Annotated in this window: 21 protein-coding genes and 2 tRNA genes; 9 read left to right on the forward strand and 14 right to left on the reverse strand. The window is 59.5% G+C overall.

What is annotated here, in order from left to right:
- Positions 1-41: 41 nt before the first annotated feature.
- From atpG to rsmG, 10 genes are all read right to left on the reverse strand, one after another.
- On the reverse strand, positions 42-905 hold the full coding sequence (gene atpG / locus IPM89_15445) for a F0F1 ATP synthase subunit gamma (GenBank protein QQS54175.1): 864 nt from the start codon (positions 903-905) through the stop codon (positions 42-44).
- Positions 906-917: 12 nt separating this feature from the next.
- On the reverse strand, positions 918-2474 hold the full coding sequence (locus IPM89_15450; GenBank protein ID QQS54176.1) for a F0F1 ATP synthase subunit alpha: 1557 nt from the start codon (positions 2472-2474) through the stop codon (positions 918-920).
- Between the two features lie 15 nt (positions 2475-2489).
- Positions 2490-3065, reverse strand: a complete 576-nt coding sequence (locus IPM89_15455; GenBank protein ID QQS54177.1) for a F0F1 ATP synthase subunit delta — start codon at positions 3063-3065, stop codon at positions 2490-2492.
- A gap of 17 nt (positions 3066-3082) precedes the next feature.
- Complete coding sequence (locus tag IPM89_15460) at positions 3083-3553, reverse strand: F0F1 ATP synthase subunit B (protein ID QQS54178.1); 471 nt, start codon at positions 3551-3553, stop codon at positions 3083-3085.
- Positions 3554-3605: 52 nt separating this feature from the next.
- The gene (gene atpE, locus IPM89_15465; GenBank protein ID QQS54179.1) at positions 3606-3893 is read right to left on the reverse strand and encodes a F0F1 ATP synthase subunit C; all 288 of its coding nucleotides are present in this window, start codon (positions 3891-3893) and stop codon (positions 3606-3608) included.
- A 98-nt stretch (positions 3894-3991) separates the two neighbouring features.
- Positions 3992-4759 carry a F0F1 ATP synthase subunit A gene (gene atpB / locus IPM89_15470; protein QQS54180.1) on the reverse strand — a complete coding sequence of 256 codons (768 nt, stop codon included), beginning with the start codon at positions 4757-4759 and terminating at the stop codon, positions 3992-3994.
- Positions 4756-5136: an ATP synthase subunit I gene (locus IPM89_15475; GenBank protein ID QQS54181.1), complete on the reverse strand. Its 381-nt coding sequence runs from the start codon at positions 5134-5136 to the stop codon at positions 4756-4758. The genes atpB and IPM89_15475 overlap by 4 nt, the downstream gene beginning before the upstream one ends.
- A gap of 208 nt (positions 5137-5344) precedes the next feature.
- Positions 5345-6211: a ParB/RepB/Spo0J family partition protein gene (locus IPM89_15480; GenBank protein ID QQS54182.1), complete on the reverse strand. Its 867-nt coding sequence runs from the start codon at positions 6209-6211 to the stop codon at positions 5345-5347.
- Positions 6208-7008, reverse strand: a complete 801-nt coding sequence (locus IPM89_15485) for a ParA family protein (GenBank protein ID QQS54183.1) — start codon at positions 7006-7008, stop codon at positions 6208-6210. The genes IPM89_15480 and IPM89_15485 overlap by 4 nt, the downstream gene beginning before the upstream one ends.
- Before the next feature lie 13 nt (positions 7009-7021).
- The gene (rsmG, locus tag IPM89_15490) at positions 7022-7654 is read right to left on the reverse strand and encodes a 16S rRNA (guanine(527)-N(7))-methyltransferase RsmG (GenBank protein ID QQS54184.1); all 633 of its coding nucleotides are present in this window, start codon (positions 7652-7654) and stop codon (positions 7022-7024) included.
- 803 nt (positions 7655-8457) lie between these two features.
- On the opposite strand from rsmG, the gene IPM89_15495 reads away from it, so the two are divergent.
- Both IPM89_15495 and IPM89_15500 read left to right on the forward strand, forming a co-directional pair.
- Positions 8458-9744, forward strand: a complete 1287-nt coding sequence (locus tag IPM89_15495; GenBank protein QQS55971.1) for an IS66 family transposase — start codon at positions 8458-8460, stop codon at positions 9742-9744.
- Between the two features lie 90 nt (positions 9745-9834).
- Positions 9835-10242 carry a hypothetical protein gene (locus tag IPM89_15500; protein QQS54185.1) on the forward strand — a complete coding sequence of 136 codons (408 nt, stop codon included), beginning with the start codon at positions 9835-9837 and terminating at the stop codon, positions 10240-10242.
- A gap of 2 nt (positions 10243-10244) precedes the next feature.
- Here the strand turns inward: IPM89_15500 and IPM89_15505 are convergent.
- From IPM89_15505 to IPM89_15520, 4 genes are all read right to left on the reverse strand, one after another.
- Positions 10245-10321, reverse strand: a tRNA-Arg gene (locus tag IPM89_15505).
- A gap of 68 nt (positions 10322-10389) precedes the next feature.
- Positions 10390-10482 (reverse strand) — tRNA-Ser (locus IPM89_15510).
- Positions 10483-10555: 73 nt separating this feature from the next.
- The gene (csrA, locus tag IPM89_15515) at positions 10556-10771 is read right to left on the reverse strand and encodes a carbon storage regulator CsrA (GenBank protein ID QQS54186.1); all 216 of its coding nucleotides are present in this window, start codon (positions 10769-10771) and stop codon (positions 10556-10558) included.
- Positions 10772-10907: 136 nt separating this feature from the next.
- Positions 10908-12140, reverse strand: coding sequence for an aspartate kinase (locus IPM89_15520; GenBank protein ID QQS54187.1), 1233 nt, complete (start codon positions 12138-12140; stop codon positions 10908-10910).
- A 965-nt stretch (positions 12141-13105) separates the two neighbouring features.
- Between IPM89_15520 and IPM89_15525 the strand changes: the two genes are divergently transcribed.
- The 7 genes from IPM89_15525 (at position 13106) to IPM89_15555 (ending at position 19769) form a co-directional block, all read left to right on the forward strand.
- Positions 13106-13759: a radical SAM protein gene (locus IPM89_15525; protein ID QQS54188.1), complete on the forward strand. Its 654-nt coding sequence runs from the start codon at positions 13106-13108 to the stop codon at positions 13757-13759.
- Positions 13747-14268 carry an FHA domain-containing protein gene (locus IPM89_15530; GenBank protein ID QQS54189.1) on the forward strand — a complete coding sequence of 174 codons (522 nt, stop codon included), beginning with the start codon at positions 13747-13749 and terminating at the stop codon, positions 14266-14268. The genes IPM89_15525 and IPM89_15530 overlap by 13 nt, the downstream gene beginning before the upstream one ends.
- Positions 14269-14430: 162 nt before the next feature.
- Entirely contained in the window at positions 14431-17490 is a 3060-nt protein-coding gene (locus IPM89_15535; GenBank protein QQS54190.1) for a serine/threonine protein kinase, read from the forward strand.
- A 79-nt stretch (positions 17491-17569) separates the two neighbouring features.
- Positions 17570-17926, forward strand: a complete 357-nt coding sequence (locus IPM89_15540) for an endonuclease domain-containing protein (protein ID QQS54191.1) — start codon at positions 17570-17572, stop codon at positions 17924-17926.
- Between the two features lie 124 nt (positions 17927-18050).
- Positions 18051-18317, forward strand: coding sequence for a hypothetical protein (locus IPM89_15545; protein ID QQS54192.1), 267 nt, complete (start codon positions 18051-18053; stop codon positions 18315-18317).
- A 155-nt stretch (positions 18318-18472) separates the two neighbouring features.
- A complete protein-coding gene (locus IPM89_15550) occupies positions 18473-19432 on the forward strand; it encodes an IS1595 family transposase (protein ID QQS54193.1) in 960 nt (319 codons plus the stop codon).
- A 67-nt stretch (positions 19433-19499) separates the two neighbouring features.
- Complete coding sequence (locus tag IPM89_15555) at positions 19500-19769, forward strand: PIN domain-containing protein (GenBank protein QQS54194.1); 270 nt, start codon at positions 19500-19502, stop codon at positions 19767-19769.
- The last annotated feature ends 60 nt before the right edge of the window (positions 19770-19829 follow it).

The following is a 19829-nucleotide window of genomic DNA, read 5'->3' on the forward strand; positions in this document are numbered from 1 at the left end:
GCGCGTCCGCCCCAGAACGGAAGCAGACGCGCGCCGTGACCTTACACCGCCGCGGCGCCACCCACGATCTCGGCCAATTCCTGGGTAATCGACGCCTGCCGGGCCTTGTTGTAGATTAATTGCAACTCATCAATCAGGGCGCCAGCGTTGTCGGTCGCGCTCTTCATGGCCACCATGCGGGAGGCCATCTCGCAAGCAACATTTTCCACCAGTGCCTGATAAACCACGGATTCGCCGTAGCGTCGCAGCAGCAGTTCGATGAGATCCTTGGGATCGGGTTCGTAGATGTAATCCCAACGATGAGCGGGCGCGGCTTCCTGCACATCGGCGGTGACCGGCACCAGTTGCTCGATCTTGGGCTTCTGGCTCATGGTGTTTACGAACTCGTTGTACACCAGGTGAATAGCGTCCACCCGCCCCTCGGCAAACGCATCGGCCATGACCTTGACCGGACCGAGCACATCCTCGAAACGGGGAGCATCGCCCAGATGGGAAACATGGGCGACAATGTTGCCTTTCAGCCGACGGAAAAACTGAAACGCCTTGGTGCCGATCGTACAGATGTCGATCTCGACTCCTTGGCTTCGCCATTGCTGCATGGCGACGATGGTCGTCTTGAACAGGTTGGTATTGAGTCCCCCGCACAGACCACGGTCGGTCGAAACCACAATGAGCCCAACACGTCTGACCTCGCGCTCCACCAGTCCTGGACTACGGTACTCGGTATGCGCATGAGCCAAGTGCGAGATGACGTTGCGAATCTTGGTCGCGTAAGGCCGAGCCGCTCGCATGCGCTCCTGCGCCTTGCGCATTTTGCTCGCCGCCACCATTTCCATGGCTTTGGTGATCTTCTGAGTACTTTTGATACTCTTGATTTTGGTTCGTATCTCTTTGGCACCGGCCATGCTGCACCCCGTTCAGACGAAGTGGGCTCTGAAATCTTCCACGACCTTCTTAATGCCGCTTTCGATCTCATCGTTGTAGTCGCCCGTCGCGTTGATCTGGTCGATCAAGGCGGCGTGGTTGGCCCGTGCGAACGCCAGCAATCCGGCTTCGAAGTCGCCGATCTTGTTAAGCGGCACATCGTCCAGATAGCCCCGATCCACCGAGTACAGCGAGATACCCATCTCGGCCACCGACATCGGCGAGTACTGCTTCTGCTTCATCAGCTCGGTCGCCCGCTGGCCGCGTTCGAGCTGCTTGCGGGTTGCCTCGTCCAGGTCGGAAGCAAACTGGGCGAAGGCCGCCAGTTCACGATATTGCGCCAAGGCCAACCGGATACCGCCACCCAGCTTTTTGATGATCTTGGTCTGGGCGGCGCCGCCGACCCGGGATACCGAGAGGCCTGGATTGATGGCGGGCCGGATACCGGCGTTGAACAAGTCGGTTTCCAGAAAGATCTGGCCGTCGGTAATCGAGATCACGTTGGTGGGCACGAATGCCGATACGTCGCCGGCCTGAGTCTCAATGATCGGCAGTGCGGTCAGTGAGCCGGTTTTACCTTTCACCTCGCCGTTAGTCAGACGCTCGACTTCATCGGCATTGATGCGGGAAGCGCGTTCCAGCAGACGGGAGTGCAGATAGAACACGTCGCCGGGGAAAGCCTCGCGACCCGGTGGGCGGCGTAGCAACAGCGAGACCTGGCGATAGGCCACGGCCTGCTTGGACAGGTCATCATAGACGATGAGGGCATCCCCGCCGCGATCGCGGAAGTACTCACCCATCGCACAGCCGGAGTACGGCGCGGTATACAGCATTGCGGCCGACTCGGAGGCGCTGGCGGCGACCACGATGGTGTGATCCATCGCACCGTGCTCTTCCAGCTTGCGCACCACATTGGCGATTGAAGAGTTCTTCTGGCCAATCGCCACATAGACACACTTGATGCCCGTGCCCTTCTGATTGATGATCGCGTCGATCGCCACCGCGGTCTTGCCGGTCTGACGGTCGCCGATGATCAATTCGCGCTGACCACGGCCAATCGGCACCATGGCGTCGATCGCTTTCAAACCGGTTTGCACCGGCTGGCTGACCGACTGACGCTCGATAACACCGGGCGCGATGACCTCGACGGGCGAGGTCTGCGTGGCATTGATCGGCCCCTTGCCATCGATGGGCTGGCCGAGAGAATTGACCACGCGCCCCAACAGCGCCTCGCCCACCGGCACCTCAAGGATGCGGCCCGTGCAAAGCGCCTTGTCGCCTTCCGCCAAGTGCTCGTAATCGCCCAGAATCACGGCGCCAACGGAATCGCGCTCCAGATTCATGGCGAGGCCGTAAGTAACCGGGTCGCCTTCCCGTGGTGACGGGAACTCGATCATTTCACCCTGCATCGCGTTGTCGAGGCCATAAATCCGGGCAATGCCGTCGGCCAGACTGACGATGGTGCCTTCCGTGCGGGCTTCGGCGGTCGCCTGATAACCTTGCAGACGCTGCCGAATCAGATCGCTGATTTCGGATGGTTTGAGTTGCATAAAACGGTTTTCCCCCTACTGGCTTAAGGCCGTGGCGAGTTTGTCCAGCCGGCCGCGCGCCGAACCGTCGATCACCAGATCGCCGACCCGAATCACCGCGCCCGCGATCAGCGACTCATCTTGCTTGCAGTCCAGCACAATGTCGCGCTTGAACCTCGCCTTAAGTGCCTTGATCACGATCTTGCGCTGGGCGGCGGTCACGGCGGCGGCACTGACGAGTTCGGCGTGAACGGTGCTTTCCGCCTCCGCGCGCAACCGCTCGAACAGAACGGCGATACTGGGAAGTTGGTGCAGGCGATGGTTCTCGGCCAACACCTTAAGGAAGGTGACGAATGCGTCCGGCGCTTCCACGCCGCCGCGAACGTCACGACATAACCCCCCGACCAAGTCGGCTTTCTGCTCGCCGCGCAGCACGGGGTTCCAAGGCCCCAGCAGGCGATGCAGGGCGGGGTCGGCCGCGATGGCGGCGGCCACCCACAAAAGCTCGGACCAGAGCGGCAATTCCTGCGCGGCTTGAGCATCCTCGAACGCGGCGCGGGCGTAAGGCCGAGCGGCGGCGGTGGGTCGGACGACGGTTGTCGTTTCAGCCATTGGCGTGGTCCGTGTGGTTAGAGCTGCGCAACCAGGTCATCCAGCATGGCGGCGTTGGCCGCTTCGTCAACCTCGCGCTTGAGAATCTTGCCAGCGCCAGCGACGGCGAGATTGACAACTTGGCCGCGAAGTTGCTCGCGGGCGCGGTTGATCTCTTGCTCGATCTCCGCTTGGGCGGCGACGAGCTGGCGACCGCCTTCGGCACGAGCATCCAGTTTCGATTGCTCGATGATTTCGTTGGCGCGCTTGTTGGCTTGGGCAACGATGTCGGCGGCTTGCTGTTTGGCTTCCTTGAGCATCTGCGCGGCCTTGGCCTGAGCCAGTTCCTGCTCGTGGACACCGCGCTCGGCGGAGGCCAAGCCGTCAGCGATACGCTTCTGGCGATCCTGCATGGCCTGGATGATCGGCGGCCATACATACTTCATGGTAAACAGCACCAGAAGGCCGAACGTGATCATCTGCCCAATAAGCGTGGCATTGAAGTTCACGCGGTTACCTCCTCAGCTATACGGATGGCGTATTGTTGGAAAGCCCCGAAGATCAATGGCTCAGAGCCTGCTGCACCGGGCCGAGGAACGGGTTGGCGAAGGTGAAGAACAGCGCGATACCGACGCCGATCATGGTCACCGCGTCGAGCAGACCGGCGACGATGAACATCTTGACCTGCAACGCGGGGATCATTTCCGGCTGACGCGCGGCGCCTTCCAGAAACTTGCCGCCCAACAGGGCGAAACCGATGGCGGTTCCCAGCGCGCCCATGCCCAGAATCAGAGCCACGGCGATAACGGTCATACCCTGCACGTTAGCAATCAGGCTTGCAGCTTCCATTTATTGTCTCCCGTTTAGAGGTTGGGGTGTGGTAAAAAACCAGTTTTGGTTGGCGAAACCGGCCCTGTCGCAGGGGGGTCGGCTCCGGAACGATCCGTCTAGTGATCCTCATGCGCCATGCTGAGATAGACGATGGTCAACACCATGAAGATAAACGCTTGCAGGGTGATGACGAGAATGTGGAACACCGCCCACGGCCAGCCCAGCGTAAACTGAATCCACCAAGGCAACAGTGCGATCAGAATAAAAATCAGCTCACCGGCGTAGAGGTTGCCGAACAAACGCAGACCGAGCGAAATGGGCTTGGCCAAATCCTCGACAATCCGCAACAACAGATTGAAGGGCATAAGCCACTTACCGAAGGGATGGGTCAACACTTCCATCGTGAAACGCATTGGACCCTTGACCTTGATGCTGTAGTAATAAACCAGCAGCAATACCGAGATCGACATGCCGAACGTCGAATTCAGATCAGTGGACGGCACCGAGCGCAGATAATGAATACCGAACAGACTAGCGATGGAAGGTAATAGATCCACCGGCACCAAATCCATGGCGTTCCACAAGAATACCCAGACAAAGATGGTCAGGGCCAGCGGGGCAATCACTGGATTACGACCGTGAAACGAATCCTTAACCTGAGTATCGACAAAATCGACCATGATTTCGCAGAAATTCTGTAACGGCCCCGGCACGTCGCTGGTAGCCGATTTCGCGGCTTTCATAAACAGCCACAGGAACAACACTCCTAGACCGGCCGAAAAAAACAGGGTGTCGATATGAAGCGCCCAAAACCCTTCGCCAACCTTGAGATTGGTCAAATGGTGAACGATGTACCCTGTTGCGGAATGACCACTTTCGCTCATAGCGTCCTCACCGAAGCGTCGTATGTGAAGGGTAATGCCAGCCAGTACGCCATCAGCGCCGCCATATACGCCAGCAAGAGCGGAAGGGGTGAAACATCGAACCAGAGCAAGGCGACGCTCAACAAAACAATCGTCAACAGCATCTTGACGACTTCGCCCACATAGAACGCCCGGGCGATTTTAGCGGCGGGTGCGCCAATACGGACCGCAAAGACCGCACTGGCAAAATACAGGGTGGCAACAGTGCTGATACCGCCTCCGACCAATGCGGAGTAAGCGGCCTGAAGGCTGTTGAAGGCAAATGAAACAACAGCGGCCAACAGCGTGACGAGCAGTTGGATGATAATAATTTTCCGGGTGACCTGTTTTGCGCCCATGGTTCGCATTGGTTCTAATTGTCTAGATACCGCAGTGCGCCGGGCATCTTTAGTGATTCAGCTATTAGTCTGTTCTGATTATGAAATTCTTTTCTCCACGCAGCACCGCAGCCTTCTCGGCATCCGCTGCCCCAACCTTTCCCCAACAGTGCGGAGCGGCACGAATTATAGGGAATTTGCCGTATCGGGGTCAACGAAAATTACCACATTATTTAACGCGGGTAATGATGCCATCCAACTCGTCCAGCGAGTTGTAGTGGATTACCACGCGCCCCTTGCCAGAGGCGTTGTGTCGCACCTGCACCCGTGCGCACAGCCGCTCCGACAAATTGTCTTGCAGCTGGCGCAGGTCGGGATCGGACGGCTTCGCCGGCGGGGACGGCGCGATGACGGACTGCCGCAGGCGACGCACCAGACTTTCGGTCTCCCGCGCCGACAGCCCGCGCAGCAACACTTGATGAGCGGCCTCCCGCTGCAGGGGGGGCGACAGCGGCAGCAGTGCGCGCGCGTGCCCCATGTCCAGCTTGCGCTCCCGCACCAACTGCTGCACTTCCTCGGTCAATTCCAACAGCCGTAGTAGGTTGCTGACCGCCGCCCGCGACCTTCCCACCGCTTCGGCGGCCTGCTGGTGGGTCAGCGCGAATTCGGCGGCTAACCGCTGGAGGGCAGCGGCCTCCTCTAGGGGATTGAGATCCTCGCGCTGGATGTTCTCGATCAGGGCCACGGCGATGGCCGCCTGATCCGGCACCTCGCGGATCACGGCCGGTACCTCGCGCAAACCGGCGAGCTGCGCCGCCCGCCAGCGCCGCTCGCCGGCGATCAGTTCGTAACGATCCTCTCCCAGCGGCCGTACCAACAACGGCTGCACCACTCCTTGGGCACGGATGGATTCGGCCAAATCCCGCAGGGTGTCCTCGCGCAGGTCCAATCGCGGCTGGTAGCGACCCCGGCAGATTCGTTCGACCGGTAACTGCCGCAGGGTTTCGGTTGGCGGCGAATCGGACGGCGCTTCACCGCGCGCCGCGCCCAGCAGGACGTCCAGACCTCGACCCAGGCCACCTTTCCTCTTAATCATGCGCCCGCCCCCTTCATTGCGGGAGCGACGGACCGCCGCAACCGTTTTTTCAATTCCCGAGCCAGATCCCGGTAGCTTTGCGCGCCGCGCGAGCTGTCGTCGTAATGAATGATCGGCAGGCCGTAGCTGGGGGCTTCGGCCAAGCGCACATTGCGGGGAACCAGCGTCTCGAACACCGCCCCGCCGAAATGCTCGACAATCTGGGCGGAAACATCGTTGGCCAGCCGGTTGCGTGGGTCGAACATGGTTCGTACCACTCCCTCAATGCGTAAGCCGGGGTTGGTGGAGCGGTGTACTTTCTCAATGGTATCGAGCAGCGCCGACAAGCCCTCCAGCGCGTAGTACTCGCATTGAACGGGGACAATGACTGACTGAGCGGCAGTCAGAGCATTGACGGTCAGCATGTTCAGCGACGGTGGACAGTCAATCAGAATCACATCGAAGTTCCATGCCACTGGGGCGAGAGCGTCGCGCAAACGGTTCGGGGCATTATCCGTTTTCAGCAGGTTGACCTCGGCGGCGGTCAGGTCACCGTTGGCCGGTAGTAGTTGTATCTGCGCTTTTTCGATCCACCGCAGGGCTTCGGTCAGGGTGGCTTCGCCCAGCAGTACATCGTAGCTGGTGGCGGCGACGGTGTGCTTATCCACACCACAGCCCATGGTGGCGTTACCTTGGGGGTCGAGATCGACCAGCAGCACGTTTTGCCGCAGCGCGGCTAGACAAGCGGACAGATTGACGGCGGTGGTCGTTTTGCCGACCCCACCCTTTTGATTGGCAATAGCAATGATGGTAGCCATGAATGTAGCGAACTCAATCTCGGCGGACGGGAGTCAAATGTATCAGATGGCGTTCGGCATCCAGGTCAGGGACCCGCAGCGGGTAAACGCCGACCACACTATAGCCGGGCGGCAAGCGGGCCAACTCGTCGTCGGGGAAAACGCCTTTCATCGCCAACAATCGGCCCTCGGGCACGCACAACCGTCCGGCTTCCGCCACCATCTCCGCCAGAGTAGCGAAAGCGCGCGACACCACGCTGTTCATTAATATCGCCGGTCGATAGTCCTCGATCCGGCTGCGTACCACGCTAACGTTCGCCAGCTTCAGTTCGGCGACGACCTGATTCATGAAGCGGGTACGTTTGCCGTTGCTATCCAGCAGGACAAATTCGCAATCCGGCCGGACGATCGCCAGAGGGATACCTGGCAAGCCGGCGCCGCTGCCCACGTCCAGCACCCGCATGCCTTCCAGCCAGGGCAAAATCGACAGGCTATCCAGCACATGCCGGACCACCATCGCCTCTGGATCGCGCACGGCGGTGAGGTTATAGGCGCGGTTCCAGCGCTCCAGCAGGCTTAGAAAAACCGCCAGTCGCCCGCCAGCGCCCGCCAGCAACCGCACCTCCAAGCGCTCGCACCCCTCAATGATGGATTGTTCGATGTTCATCAATCGCCGCTATCGTCGTTGTCCGCGCGCCTGCCCGTTTTAAAGTGAGTTGTTTATTGTAACATGCTGATTGGTCATTACAGGAATAAACGTGCCGGCCAGCCCTATTCTACAATCTTCATCCTCATCGCTACGCCTGTCCTCCCAGACATCGCCTTCTAAGATTTACCCAATCATGCCTTGGACCATCCGGTTCTGACTCTTTCCACAAAGACCGAAAAACCGGGTATTTTATGGTAGACAAGGGTTTTATCGTGCTCGATTCAATCAGATCCGCTTCGTTTTCAATTCAACGAGACTTCAATCATCGAATGCCTCGGTAACTTACCGCAATTTTTCTCATGTATTCAATGTAATCGATAAATCGATTTACATAACTTATAGAGTGGCATGTTTAATACCAAAGAATCCATCAATATTAATGTAGACAGTCCACAAAAGAAGAACAATGATGGTAACTCTTCACACCCCTCCCGGTAATGGCTAACTTCCCCTCGGGGAGTAGGTATGGAAAACTAGAGTCCAGCCCCACGATCAACCGCCATGCACCTCAGCCCACATAGCCTGCGCCAATTAGACCACGCCTACCTGGATTCGCTGGGGAGGCCGAGGTGCGTGCGCTGTCGGGCAAGCTGCTGGACGATTTGAAGGAGGCGCTGGACCGGTTGAATCAGGGACCGGACAACAGTTCGCGGCCGCCGAGCAGTCGGGCGCCGTGGGACCGACCGGGTGACGGGCCGGAATCGGATGCCGCCGATGCGGCGGACGAGGGACCCGAGTCGGCACCGGCAGACGCGAAGCCGGTGCCGGCGGAACCGCCGTCGGCCGAGGCGAAACCGGCGGACGCGAAACCCGCCCGTAAACCGGGTAAGCAGCCGGGGGCGCCGGGGATCGGCCGGACTCAGGTGTTCCAGGCGAATGCCGAACAGGCCCATTACCCCGACACCTGCGCCGGTTGTGGCCGGCCGCTGGACCCAGTGGGTGCGGTGGCCTACACCGGGTTTCAGGCGGTCGACCTGCACTGGGGCGATCCGGCGCGGCCGGGGTTGACGCTGTGGGTCGTGGACCATCGCTATGACGAAGCCCCCTGCGCCTGTGGCCATCGGACCCGGGCGGTGGCCGGCCAGGGCGTGGTGGACCCACTGCTGGCGGGGATTGAACTCAGCGAATGGCGGCTGGTGGGGCCGGGGTTGGCGGCGCTGATCGTGGCACTGGCTTTCCGGTTCCGGCTGTCGCGGGCGCGGATTCGCGAATTCCTGGACGAGTGGCTGGGCCTGAAGCTCAGTACCGGCACGATCCATCGGACGCTCCACGAAGCCGGCGCGGCCGTGGCGCCGGCGGAAGACGAACTCGTCCAGGCGGTTCTGGACAGCCATCTGCTGCACGCCGACGAAACCTCCTGGCCCGAACACGGCCGGCCGCTGTGGCTGTGGGTGTTTGTCGCGGCGACCGCGACCCTGTACTACGTGGCCGGGCGCGGCAAGGAGCGGGTCGAGAACGTGCTGGACGGCTTTAGCGGCTGGCTGATGAGCGATGGCTGGATGGCCTACCGCAACCACCCGCGCCGGTTACGCTGTTGGGCACACCTGATTCGCAAGGCGCGGGGCTTGGCCGAGAGTGGCGACCGCGAGGCCCGTGTCTTTGGCCGGTTCGTGCTGGAGACCTTGGAGGCGCTGATGGCGGCGGTCTACGCGGCCCGCGAAGGTCCGCCGCCGGTCGCGCCGCCGACCCAACACATGATGGTACTGGCCGCGTTGCGCGCGGCCTGCGAACGGCGCCAGGGTCACGCCCACGCCAAAACCCACGCCTTGGCGGTGGAGTTGCTCAACGACTGGGAAGCCATCTTCCAGGTGCTGAGTCATCCCGAACTGCCACTGACCAACAATGTAGCAGAGCGGGCACTACGCCATTGGGTGATCGCGCGCAAGATCAGTCACGGTACCCGCACCCCGGTGGGTTCGCGGGTCTTCGCTCTGCTCGCCAGCGTCATCGATACCTGCCGCCAGCGCGGCCACTCCCCTTGGCGCACTCTCGAACGCGCCATCGCCGACCGCCGCGCCGGACTGCCTCTCGCCCCCTTGCCCCGGTAGAGGGGGGAGAACGGCTACCAATGATGAAGCTCGTCAAACTCCATTTTTGGTGGCGGATCGAATTACAACAACCGTTCTCAATTCTAATGATTGAAGGAAGAAACGAATGACAATTTTATGAATCTCTGGAAAATGAAAGCGTTTTACGGACCCGCTGTCCGGGCACTGGTAGAGGATGTTGCTGAACCGCCCAATGCGGTTGATGCCGTCGCGCCTCGAATAAGCGACTTGCCACTAAGCAAGAACCAAGACACATTGGCGCTCGGTGTAAAAGGATTCTTGGTCGTGGGCAAGAAGGATGCGAGTCACGAAAAGACGGTTACTGGCATCGTCACACGGGTTCCAGTGCGTGGACCACGACCTGACGGGTACGTCGATACAGGGCCGTCATGGCTAAACCATCCCCGGTTGGGGATGGGCCGCCAAAGTCCACATTTCGTCCAGATCCAAGGATTCAAACAAAAAGCCCAGGCAAAATTGCCTGGGCTTTTTGTTTGAATTGGCGCGCCCGGAGAGATTCGAACTCCCGACCACCTGGTTCGTAGCCAGGTACTCTATCCAACTGAGCTACGGGCGCGTAAGCAGGGACGCGGATTATGCGGACTGAGCCAACCCTTGTCAATTTTCGCACGATTCGAAAAATACTGGCGGAGAGAGAGGGATTCGAACCCTCGATGGAGCTTTTAACCCCATACTCCCTTAGCAGGGGAGCGCCTTCAGCCGCTCGGCCATCTCTCCGAAGAATGCCCGCGAGCGGGCATCGTGGATTGCTAAGGATACCGGTTGAAACCACCGGCGTAAAGCCCCGATTTCAAGCTTCCTGACCCGGTTGCGGCTGGCCGACCGCATGGGCGGAATCGTCCTGCTCGCGTTTGATCCGCTCGTAAATTTCCTCGCGATGTACCGCAATATCCTTGGGGGCGTTGACCCCAATACGAACCTGATTACCTTTCACGCCCAGCACGGTCACGGTTACTTCGTCACCGATCATCAGCGTTTCTCCAACTCTGCGTGTCAGAATCAACATATCAAGCTACTCCTTGTTTTCCATCAACAGCCCCCAGGGCATCTTGCGGTTTTGAACAGTCCGCGTCTGCAATCGCTCCACTTGTCCGACGGATTCAACCCCGCAAGCACGGAGGCTCGCGGGTACGGGCCTGTTTTCAAGCCGCTTTTTCCAACCCGAACGCTTCATGCAAGGCACGCACGCCCAGTTCCAGATATTTTTCGTCGATCACCACCGAAATCTTGATCTCGGAGGTCGAAATCATGCGGATGTTGATGCCTTCCCTCGCCAGCGCCTCGAACATCTTGCTGGCCACCCCGGCGTGGGAGCGCATGCCGATGCCGACCAGGGAAAGCTTGGCAATTTTGCCATCGCCGGAGACTTCGCGCGCGCCGAGTCGGGTGGCCTGCTCGTTTAGAATCTCCAGCGCCCGCTCGTAGTCGTTGCGATGCACCGTAAACGTGAAATCGGTGGTGCCGTCGCGACCGATGTTCTGGATGATCATATCGACTTCGATATTGGCGGCGGACACCGACCCCAGAATGCTGAAGGCAATGCCCGGCCGGTCGGGGACACCCTGCACCGTGAGCTTGGCCTCGTCGCGGTTGAAGGCGATACCGGAAATCAGCACGTTCTCCATCTGTTTCGCCTCGTTGGCTTCCTCAAAAGTGATCAAGGTGCCCGAACCTTCCTGAAAGGAGGAGAGCACTCGTAGTGGGACATTGTGTTTGCCAGCGAATTCCACCGAGCGGATTTGCAGCACCTTGGAGCCCAGGCTGGCCATCTCCAGCATTTCTTCGAAGGTGATGCGATCCAGTCGGCGTGCCTCGGGAACCACCCGGGGATCGGTGGTGTACACGCCGTCCACATCGGTGTAAATCTGACACTCGTCGGCTTTCAACGCGGCGGCCAGCGCGACGCCGGTGGTATCGGAACCCCCCCGGCCCAGGGTGGTGATGTTGCCGTCCTCGTCCACACCCTGAAAGCCTGCTACCACCACCACCCGACCAGCGTCGAGATCGGCGCGGATGGAATCGGCGTTGATGTCCTGAATACGCGCCTTGTTGTGGGCGTTGTCGGTGAGGATGCGGGCCTGGCCGCCGGTGTAGGAGCGGGCCGGGCAACCGCGTTTTTCCAGAGCGATGCAGAGCAGGGCAATCGTAACCTGCTCGCCGGTGGACAGCAGCACGTCCAGCTCGCGCGGGGCGGGACGAGAGGCGATACTCTTGGCCAGACCGATCAAGCGATCCGTTTCGCCACTCATGGCGGACACGACGACCACGACCTGATGGCCGCGCCCGCGCCAATCGATGACTTTAGCCGCGACGTTTTCGATCCGCTCGGTGTTGCCCACCGAGGTGCCGCCGTATTTCTGTACGATAAGCCCCATGTGTCCCTCGTCCTTTCAGAAGCGAATCCGGCCCACGGCGGTAGCGGCTGCCGGGGTCGTCTAAAGGCCGCCGATTATAACGAAAGGCTGGCCATCTCCAAATAATTCCCGTGTCGCAATGCGTCAACGCGCACGCCCCTCGCACCAGCAGGATTTGTAATAAAAAAGAGGGTTGTTCGAGGAGTCTTGTGGAAATCAGGGTTCGATGTATTATAAAAGAGACGTTCAATGAATGACTCATCAATAATCGATTGATCTGCAAGGGCATCGACCTAACCACGAGCCGGCTCGGTGGGCCAAAATCCGTCTTGGGAGACCCGCTCCACAAGAACCCCCCGAGCATCTTTCTGGTATGGCCAAAAGGCGTATAACTACAGCAAATTTATTGGTTATCCGCCCTGGATGGAGAACGTCGCATGAGCCCTCGCTCTCTGTTAATGCCGTGTGGATACCATACCTTTTTGCGGGGCCGGTGGTGGCGGGTAGTCTCGACGTCCCCGCCGCGCCGAATGCCGCCGGCAGCGCCATGGACACCCTGCGCCGCCTTCGGTTTGGCGACAGTTGATACCGACCTGACCGCCACCGACATCGAATCCGTGGCGACGATCTTCGGCGTGGCCGGCAGTTATACCGTTTCCCGATCGGTTTTGTTCTTTTCGGAGGCCAAAAACCACCCTGTTCGTCCTGCCCGTCCTCGCGAACGCGGGGAACGCGGGTCTCCCGTTTTTCGGCGGCGGCCTGGATTCCCGCATTCGCGGGAATGACGAACACCTATTCAGAATGGGTATTACTCCGGTGCAAGCTTCTCCGCCCCTTCCCGGTGGCGAAGACCGGCCAGACCACCTCTTATGCCACGTCTCCCCTCGCCCTTTGGGAGAGGGGTCGGGGGTGAGGGGTGAAAGCGAACCACCCCGGCGCTGCGCGCCACCCCGCCTTAGCCAAGGCGGGGAACGTTCATAACCGATATGAGAACGTTATACCTCAACAAAGCGCACTATCCTGTGACTACATTAGGTCCGGGACGACGCATCGGGCTGTGGTTACAGGGCTGTGCGCTGGCCTGTCCCGGGTGCGTGTCGCGGGATACCTGGACGTTCGAGCCGGGCCGGGCGTTGCCGCTGCCGGTGTTGCTGGCCTGGTGTCGGGAGATGGCGCAAGACGGCCTGGACGGGGTGACGATTTCCGGCGGCGAGCCGTTCGAACAAGCGGCGGCGCTGTTGGCGCTGCTGGAAGCCTTGCGCGACTGGCGGGATGAAACCGGCCGAAATTTCGATATCCTTTGTTACAGCGGCCAGCCCTGGCGGCGTTTGCAAAGCGAGTTCGCGCCGATTTTGGCCTTGCTGGATGCCATCATTCCCGAACCGTTTCAGGCCCGGCGTCCGACCCGACTGCTCTGGCGCGGTTCAGCCAACCAACCCCTCATTCCCCTGTCGCCGCTGGGCCAGGAACGCTATGCGCCCTATCTGGATCGGGAAGCGGAACATCGGCCGTTTCAGATCGCGGTGGAGGGTGAGCGGGTTTGGGCCATCGGTATTCCGGGCGCGGGTGACCTGGAGCGCTTGGAGCAGCGTTGCATCGAACGTGGCCTGCGGCTGGGAGGCGTGTCATGGCGCGGGTGAGAGTCTGTCCGACCTGCGGCGCTGAGAATGTGCTGGCGATGATCCGCTGTACGCAATGTGGGGTGTCCATCGCGGCTGTTTCTCCCACGGAAGCGGTATCGCCAATTCCGGAATCCCCCGCGACCGGCGCGTCCTGTCCGAATTGCGAGGCGATGCTTCCCTCGAACCGCGCGGCGTGTCCGTACTGCGGCGAATCGTTGCGCGCCGGCCCGTGCATCACCATGGAATGGCCCTGGGGGGCGCGTTTGCTCGACGGGGAGTTGATCTTGGGCCGCGACCCGGACGCTTCGCCGCTGGCGGGGCAGGTGCAGGGTTACGATAACCTTTCGCGCCGCCATGCCCGCTTGTGCCCCGCCGCCGAGGGATTGTGGGTCGAGGATTTGGGGTCCACCAACGGTACTTTCGTCAACGAGACTCGGTTGATCCCTTACCAACCCTTTTTGCTGGCGGAAAGCGGGCGGTTGCGGTTGGCGAAGGATTTTGTGGCGACTGTCATAATCATGAAATAGTATTGGGTGACGCTCCATCGAACCACCCCGGCGCTGCGCGCCACCCCTCCTTGTCCAAGGAGGGGAATTTTTACAGTCTGAGTGGTTATAGCGTTCTCTGGAATGGCGCAAACCGTCTAAAATGAAAGGCACTGTCTCAATATTATTCATGGAGTTTTTTTCATGTCGCAGCCCACTGACCCGCAACCGTTTCCCGCGCTGACCTTGCATGATGATGTGGCTGTCACCCGCTTGGACGGTCCCGCACTGACGGTTCGCGATGATGCTCCGTCGCCGCGCACCCTGATGCAGTTGCCCGCGACGCTGGCGGCGCGCTACCGGATCGTGCAGCCGATGCCGGCGGCGGGCGGCGAGGCGGATTTGCTACTGGTCGAGGCGTTAGTCGACGGGCAGCGGTACGTGATCAAGATTTATCGCTACGGGATCGTGGTTAAGCCCGAGGTGTTGGCGCGGATCAGCGCGGTGGCCCCGGAGCAGGTGATTCGGCTGGTGGAGCATGGCCAGGCCGAGGGGCACGGCTATGAGGTGCTGGAGTATGTGGCGGACGGGTCGTTACGACAACGGCTGGCGGCGGGACCGCTGGCGGAGGAATCGGTGCGGGCGCTGGTGCGGGAATTGAGCGCGGCGCTGGCGGTGCTGCATCAACACGACATTCTGCACCGGGACATCAAGCCGGAGAATGTGCTGATTCGGCAGTGGGAGCCGCTGCGGATTGCCTTGACCGATTTTGGCATTGCCTCGGTGACGGAAGCGACCCAGCACTTCACGACCACGGCGCGGACCTTGCGCTATGCTGCGCCGGAGGCGGCGACCGGGGTGATTGGGATGGCGGCGGATTATTGGTCGCTGGGGATGGTGGTGCTGGAGGCGGTGAGCGGACGGCATCCGTTCGCCGGGCTGTCGGAGGCGGTGTTGAGCTATCAGTTGGTGACGCAGCCGGTGGATTGCGGCGGGGTGGCGGAACCGTGGCGGACGCTGTGCCGGGGGTTGTTGCTGCGCGATCCGAAACAGCGCTGGGGCCACGCGGAGATTGAACGGTGGCTGGCGGGGGATGCGACGTTGCGGTTGCCGGTGGATGCAGGGCTGTCCGAAATAGGCGCGTCCCGCGCTCGCCGGTTCTATCGCTTGGGCGGGGTGGAGTGTTGGACGGCGCGCGATTTGGCGACGCAAATGGCCAAGCAGTGGGAGACCGCCAGCAAGGACTTGCAACGAGGGTTTATCACCGACTGGCTCCGCAATGATTGGGGCGATCAGGATTTAACGCGGGCTGTTCTGGATGTGCTGGATGCCAAGAACATGAGCGCCGATGAGCAGTTGCTACGAGTGTTGCTCAAGCTCGCGCCCGATTTGCCGCCCGTGTGGAAGCAGTGGAGTCTGGCGCAGGATGATTTGATGGCAGCGGCCCATGCGGCGAATCGCGGTGATGCGGTGAGTCAGAAGTTGTTATGGGAGCTATCTCAAGGCCCGGTTGATGTAATGGGGATTTACGCCAGTGCCGATTATGCGGAATGCCGCCGGATACAAGACGCTTGGTGGCGAATGATCACGGAGTATGAGAAGACATGGCAAACGGCGCTGGCCTATGGGGTGCCGGAGAAGCTCAAGCCAGAATTAGCGGTGGTGATGCCTGGTTTGCTGTTGGCGGCGATGTCGCCAGTCGAACTCCGAGCCGAAATAAAAACCTTGGCGAAGCAACTTATTCATTGCCCGACGTGGCTGGCGGATTTGTTGAAACTGCCGCTGAGTGGTGGCGCTGCGCTGGCGTTGCGGATCGTGATGCAGTGGTTGCCCATCGCCACTGAAATTCGCCAATGTATTACCCCTCAACTGCAAGCCCTGTTGCAAGAATTTACCATTTTGCACCACAGCCCGGATTTTAATAAAGACTTGGACGATTTTGAGAACAACATCCGTGAAGGCGGTTATGGTAATACGCAAGCGGTGGAACAGGCATTTAGCGCCTTGCGGGAAAGAATCAGTGCCTTGGCTGAGGTGTTGAAGCAATACTACGCCCTGTGGGAACAGACGCCAGCCAATAGCGCCGTTTATCCAGTATTGCAGCGCTGGCAAGCTCGTTTGACCACCCCACGCTATGAGGATACGTTGCTCTTGAAGGAAGATTTGGTGCGGCCTTACCGCTGGCAAATAACTGCGGAAAGTTGGGAACAGTCGGATGCGTTATTCAAGTGGGAGTGCGAGAAGGCAAAATTATATGATCAGAAAACTTTATCTGTAGCGTTCAGCCCGGACGGGCGGCTGTTGGCGAGTGGCAGTGGTGACAAGACTGTGCGGTTGTGGCGAGTGGAGGATCGGCAATGCGTCGCGACTTTGCAGGGGCATACGAGTTCAGTAAATGCCGTGGTGTTTAGCCCGGATGGGCGGCTGCTGGCCAGTGGCAGTGGTGATTATGGTGGTGACAATACCGTGCGGTTGTGGCGAGTGGAGGATCGGCAATGTGTCGCGACCTTGCAGGGGCATACGAGTTCAGTAAATGCCGTGGTGTTTAGCCCGGATGGGCGGCTGCTGGCCAGTGGCAGTGGTGATTATGGTGGTGACAATACCGTGCGGTTGTGGCGAGTGGAGGATCGGCAATGTGTCGCGACCTTGCAGGGGCATACGAGTTCAGTAAATGCCGTGGTGTTTAGCCCGGATGGGCGGCTGTTGGCGAGTGGCAGTGGTGACAAGACTGTGCGGCTATGGCGGATGGAGGATCGACAATGTGTCGCGACCTTGCAGGGGCATACGAGTTCGGTCAATGCCGTGGCGTTCAGCCCGGACGGGCGACTGCTGGTTGGTGGCGATGGTAGTACCGTGCGGCTGTGGCGGGTGAAGGACTGGCAATGCATCGCGACCTTGCAGGGGCATACGGGTTCAGTAAATGCCGTGGCGTTTAGCCCGGACGGGCGGCTGTTGGCGAGTGGCAGTGGTGACAAGACTGTGCGGTTGTGGCGGGTGGAGGATCGGCAATGCGTCGCGATCTTGCAGGGGTATGCTAATGAAATAAGAACTATTGCTATTAGTTTCGATAGCAAACTAATAGTAAGTGGCAGTTATTCAAATTTTTCTGGAGGGAAAGGAAGAAACTATTATAGTAATGATAGAGGAGAAGTGCTCTTATGGAAACCCCTTCAGACTGTTTCTGTTGAAATGTCCATCGGTGAATTGATTGCTTGGGAGAAGAAATACGCCGGGCAATATAGTGAGATTAGGTTGGTGGAGTGAGTGTACTGACTTTTTCCCCTCCTTGGATAAGGAGGGGTGGCGCGAAGCGCCGGGGTGGTTCGATGCACAGGCCCACATCATGCAGCTACACAACGTCCAAGCACTCAAACCGCACCGCAAAGAATTACGCTCGACCATGACGCCCGCCGAAATCCGCCTGTGGCAAGCCTTGAAACACCGCCAACTCGACGGTCTAAAATTCAGACGCCAACCCAGCATCGGCCCCTTTATCGCCGATTTTTACTGCCCTGCCGCCAAACTGGTGATTGAACTCGACGGGTCCGTTCACGATAGCGAAATTGCCCAACAACAGGATGCCGAACGAACAGCATATCTGGTCAGCCTGGGATTGCGAGTAGTGCGGCTTGCAAATCGTGAAGTGATGGAGAATTTAGCGGGGGTGTTGTCGGAGATTCGGCGGCGGGCACGGGCGTAAAAGATCGAACCACCCCGGCGCTGCGCGCCACCCCTCCTTATCCAAGGAGGGGAATTACTGAAATCGATGGCTATAATTTTAATCAAAATAATACAATTTTTGAAAACAGAATGAGGATTAACCGATGACTACCTTAACGATTGAAAATCTGCAAGTCAGCGACTTACCACCAGAATGGGCGCAACGACTCCAAGCAGAGCCAGAGCAAACCGTGACCGTGCGCATCGATATGGAAGATCGGAAGCCGACTCAACCAGAACCTTCATTCACGACCGACGACCCGGCTTTTGGCATCTGGCGAGATTACGATGCAACCACGGATGTTGCCGCGTTTGTAAGACGCCTACGCGCTCCTCGCTACCGCCGTAACGGTTCGCGTGATCCAGGTTGAACCATGCTCATCGACACCGATGTACTGATTTGGCATTTGCGAGGTTATCCAAAAGCCACACAACGTCTCGATCAACTTTCCGGGCTAACTTTATCGGGTTGTGTTCGTGTTAACCGTGTATCCGGTACAATGGCGAAACGAACCGGAGGCTGAACATGGAACAAACCGAATACAAACAGATCGTTGCACGTCTGGAAGGGCTCACGGACGAGCAGTTCGAAGCACTGCTGGAGACGATGCAGCAACGGAAGGACGCAGACGGCGTACAGCGCCTGGTGATGGCACGCCTGGCGGAGCGCCAATGCTGCCCGCACTGCGCGGGTACGACGGTGGTCAAGCATGGCGTCGAGTTCGGATCGCAGCGATTCCGGTGCAAAGGCTGCGGCAAGACCTTCACCGCGCTGACCGGGACGCCGTTTCATCGGCTGCGAGGCAAAACGCAGCTGCTGGAGAACGCCGCTTGCATGGTGGATGGCCTGTCGGTTCGCAAGACGGCGGCGCGCTTGGCCATCTCTCCACAAAAAGCCTTCCGCTGGCGACATAAATTTCTGGAGTTCTTGAGCACGCAGAAGCCTGAACTCCTGACGGGCGTCGTGGAAGTGGATGAAACCGTCTTCCCGGTTTCTTACAAAGGACAACGCCAAGGGCTGCCTCGTCCCTCGAAGCAGCGGAGTGGCAAGGCCCAGGACGGCACCGGCGCCGAGAAGACCACGGTGGTGGTGGCGGTGCAGCGCGGGACCTCCATCGCGTTCGACCAGATGCTGGCCCACGGTACGGCGGTGGCGCTGACCGAAGCGTTGCGGCCGGTACTGAGCGCTGACGCGGTGTTGAGTACGGATGGCAATGCGGCCTACTGGACCGTGGCCCAGGAATTGGGCGTGGCATCGGGCTCTTTTATCGCTGCCTACCACGGCCACGGCGGTGATGGCGTCTGGCACGTGCAGAGTGTCAACCGCTACGACTCCAGCCTCAAGACCTGGATGACCCGCTTCCGAGGCGTCGCCACCAAATACCTCGCCAATTATCTGGGCTGGCGGCGCCTGCTCGACCGCTTCAAGGATACCCTCACGCCTCAGCAATTCCTGTTTCACGCCCTCCGGACCTCGTACCTGTGATACCTCACACGGTTAAAGCGAACACAACCCTTTATCGGCAGTCACCTACATGGAATTGTTACAGGGGATGCGCAATCGCACCGAGCTACTGGCCTTGCAAAAAAGCCTTGCCTTACGGAAAGCCGAACGCTTACCCCTCACACCGGCCATTACCGAACGCGCCATCGTTTTAATGGAGCAGTTAGGGCTATCTCATGGCTTACAATTGGGTGACGCCTTGATTGCTGCCACCGGACTGGAACACCAACTGACCCTGCTGACCGCGAATACGAAGCATTTTAGCGCGGTTGATGGTCTTCGACTCGAACGCTTCGAACCGGGAGAACCCTCGCGGTAGGCGCTTTTGATCTTTCCCTTAGACAAGAACGGAAACCCGTTCACACCGACTCTCATTCCC

Source organism: Candidatus Competibacteraceae bacterium (assembly GCA_016699715.1).
GTDB lineage: Bacteria > Pseudomonadota > Gammaproteobacteria > Competibacterales > Competibacteraceae > Competibacter.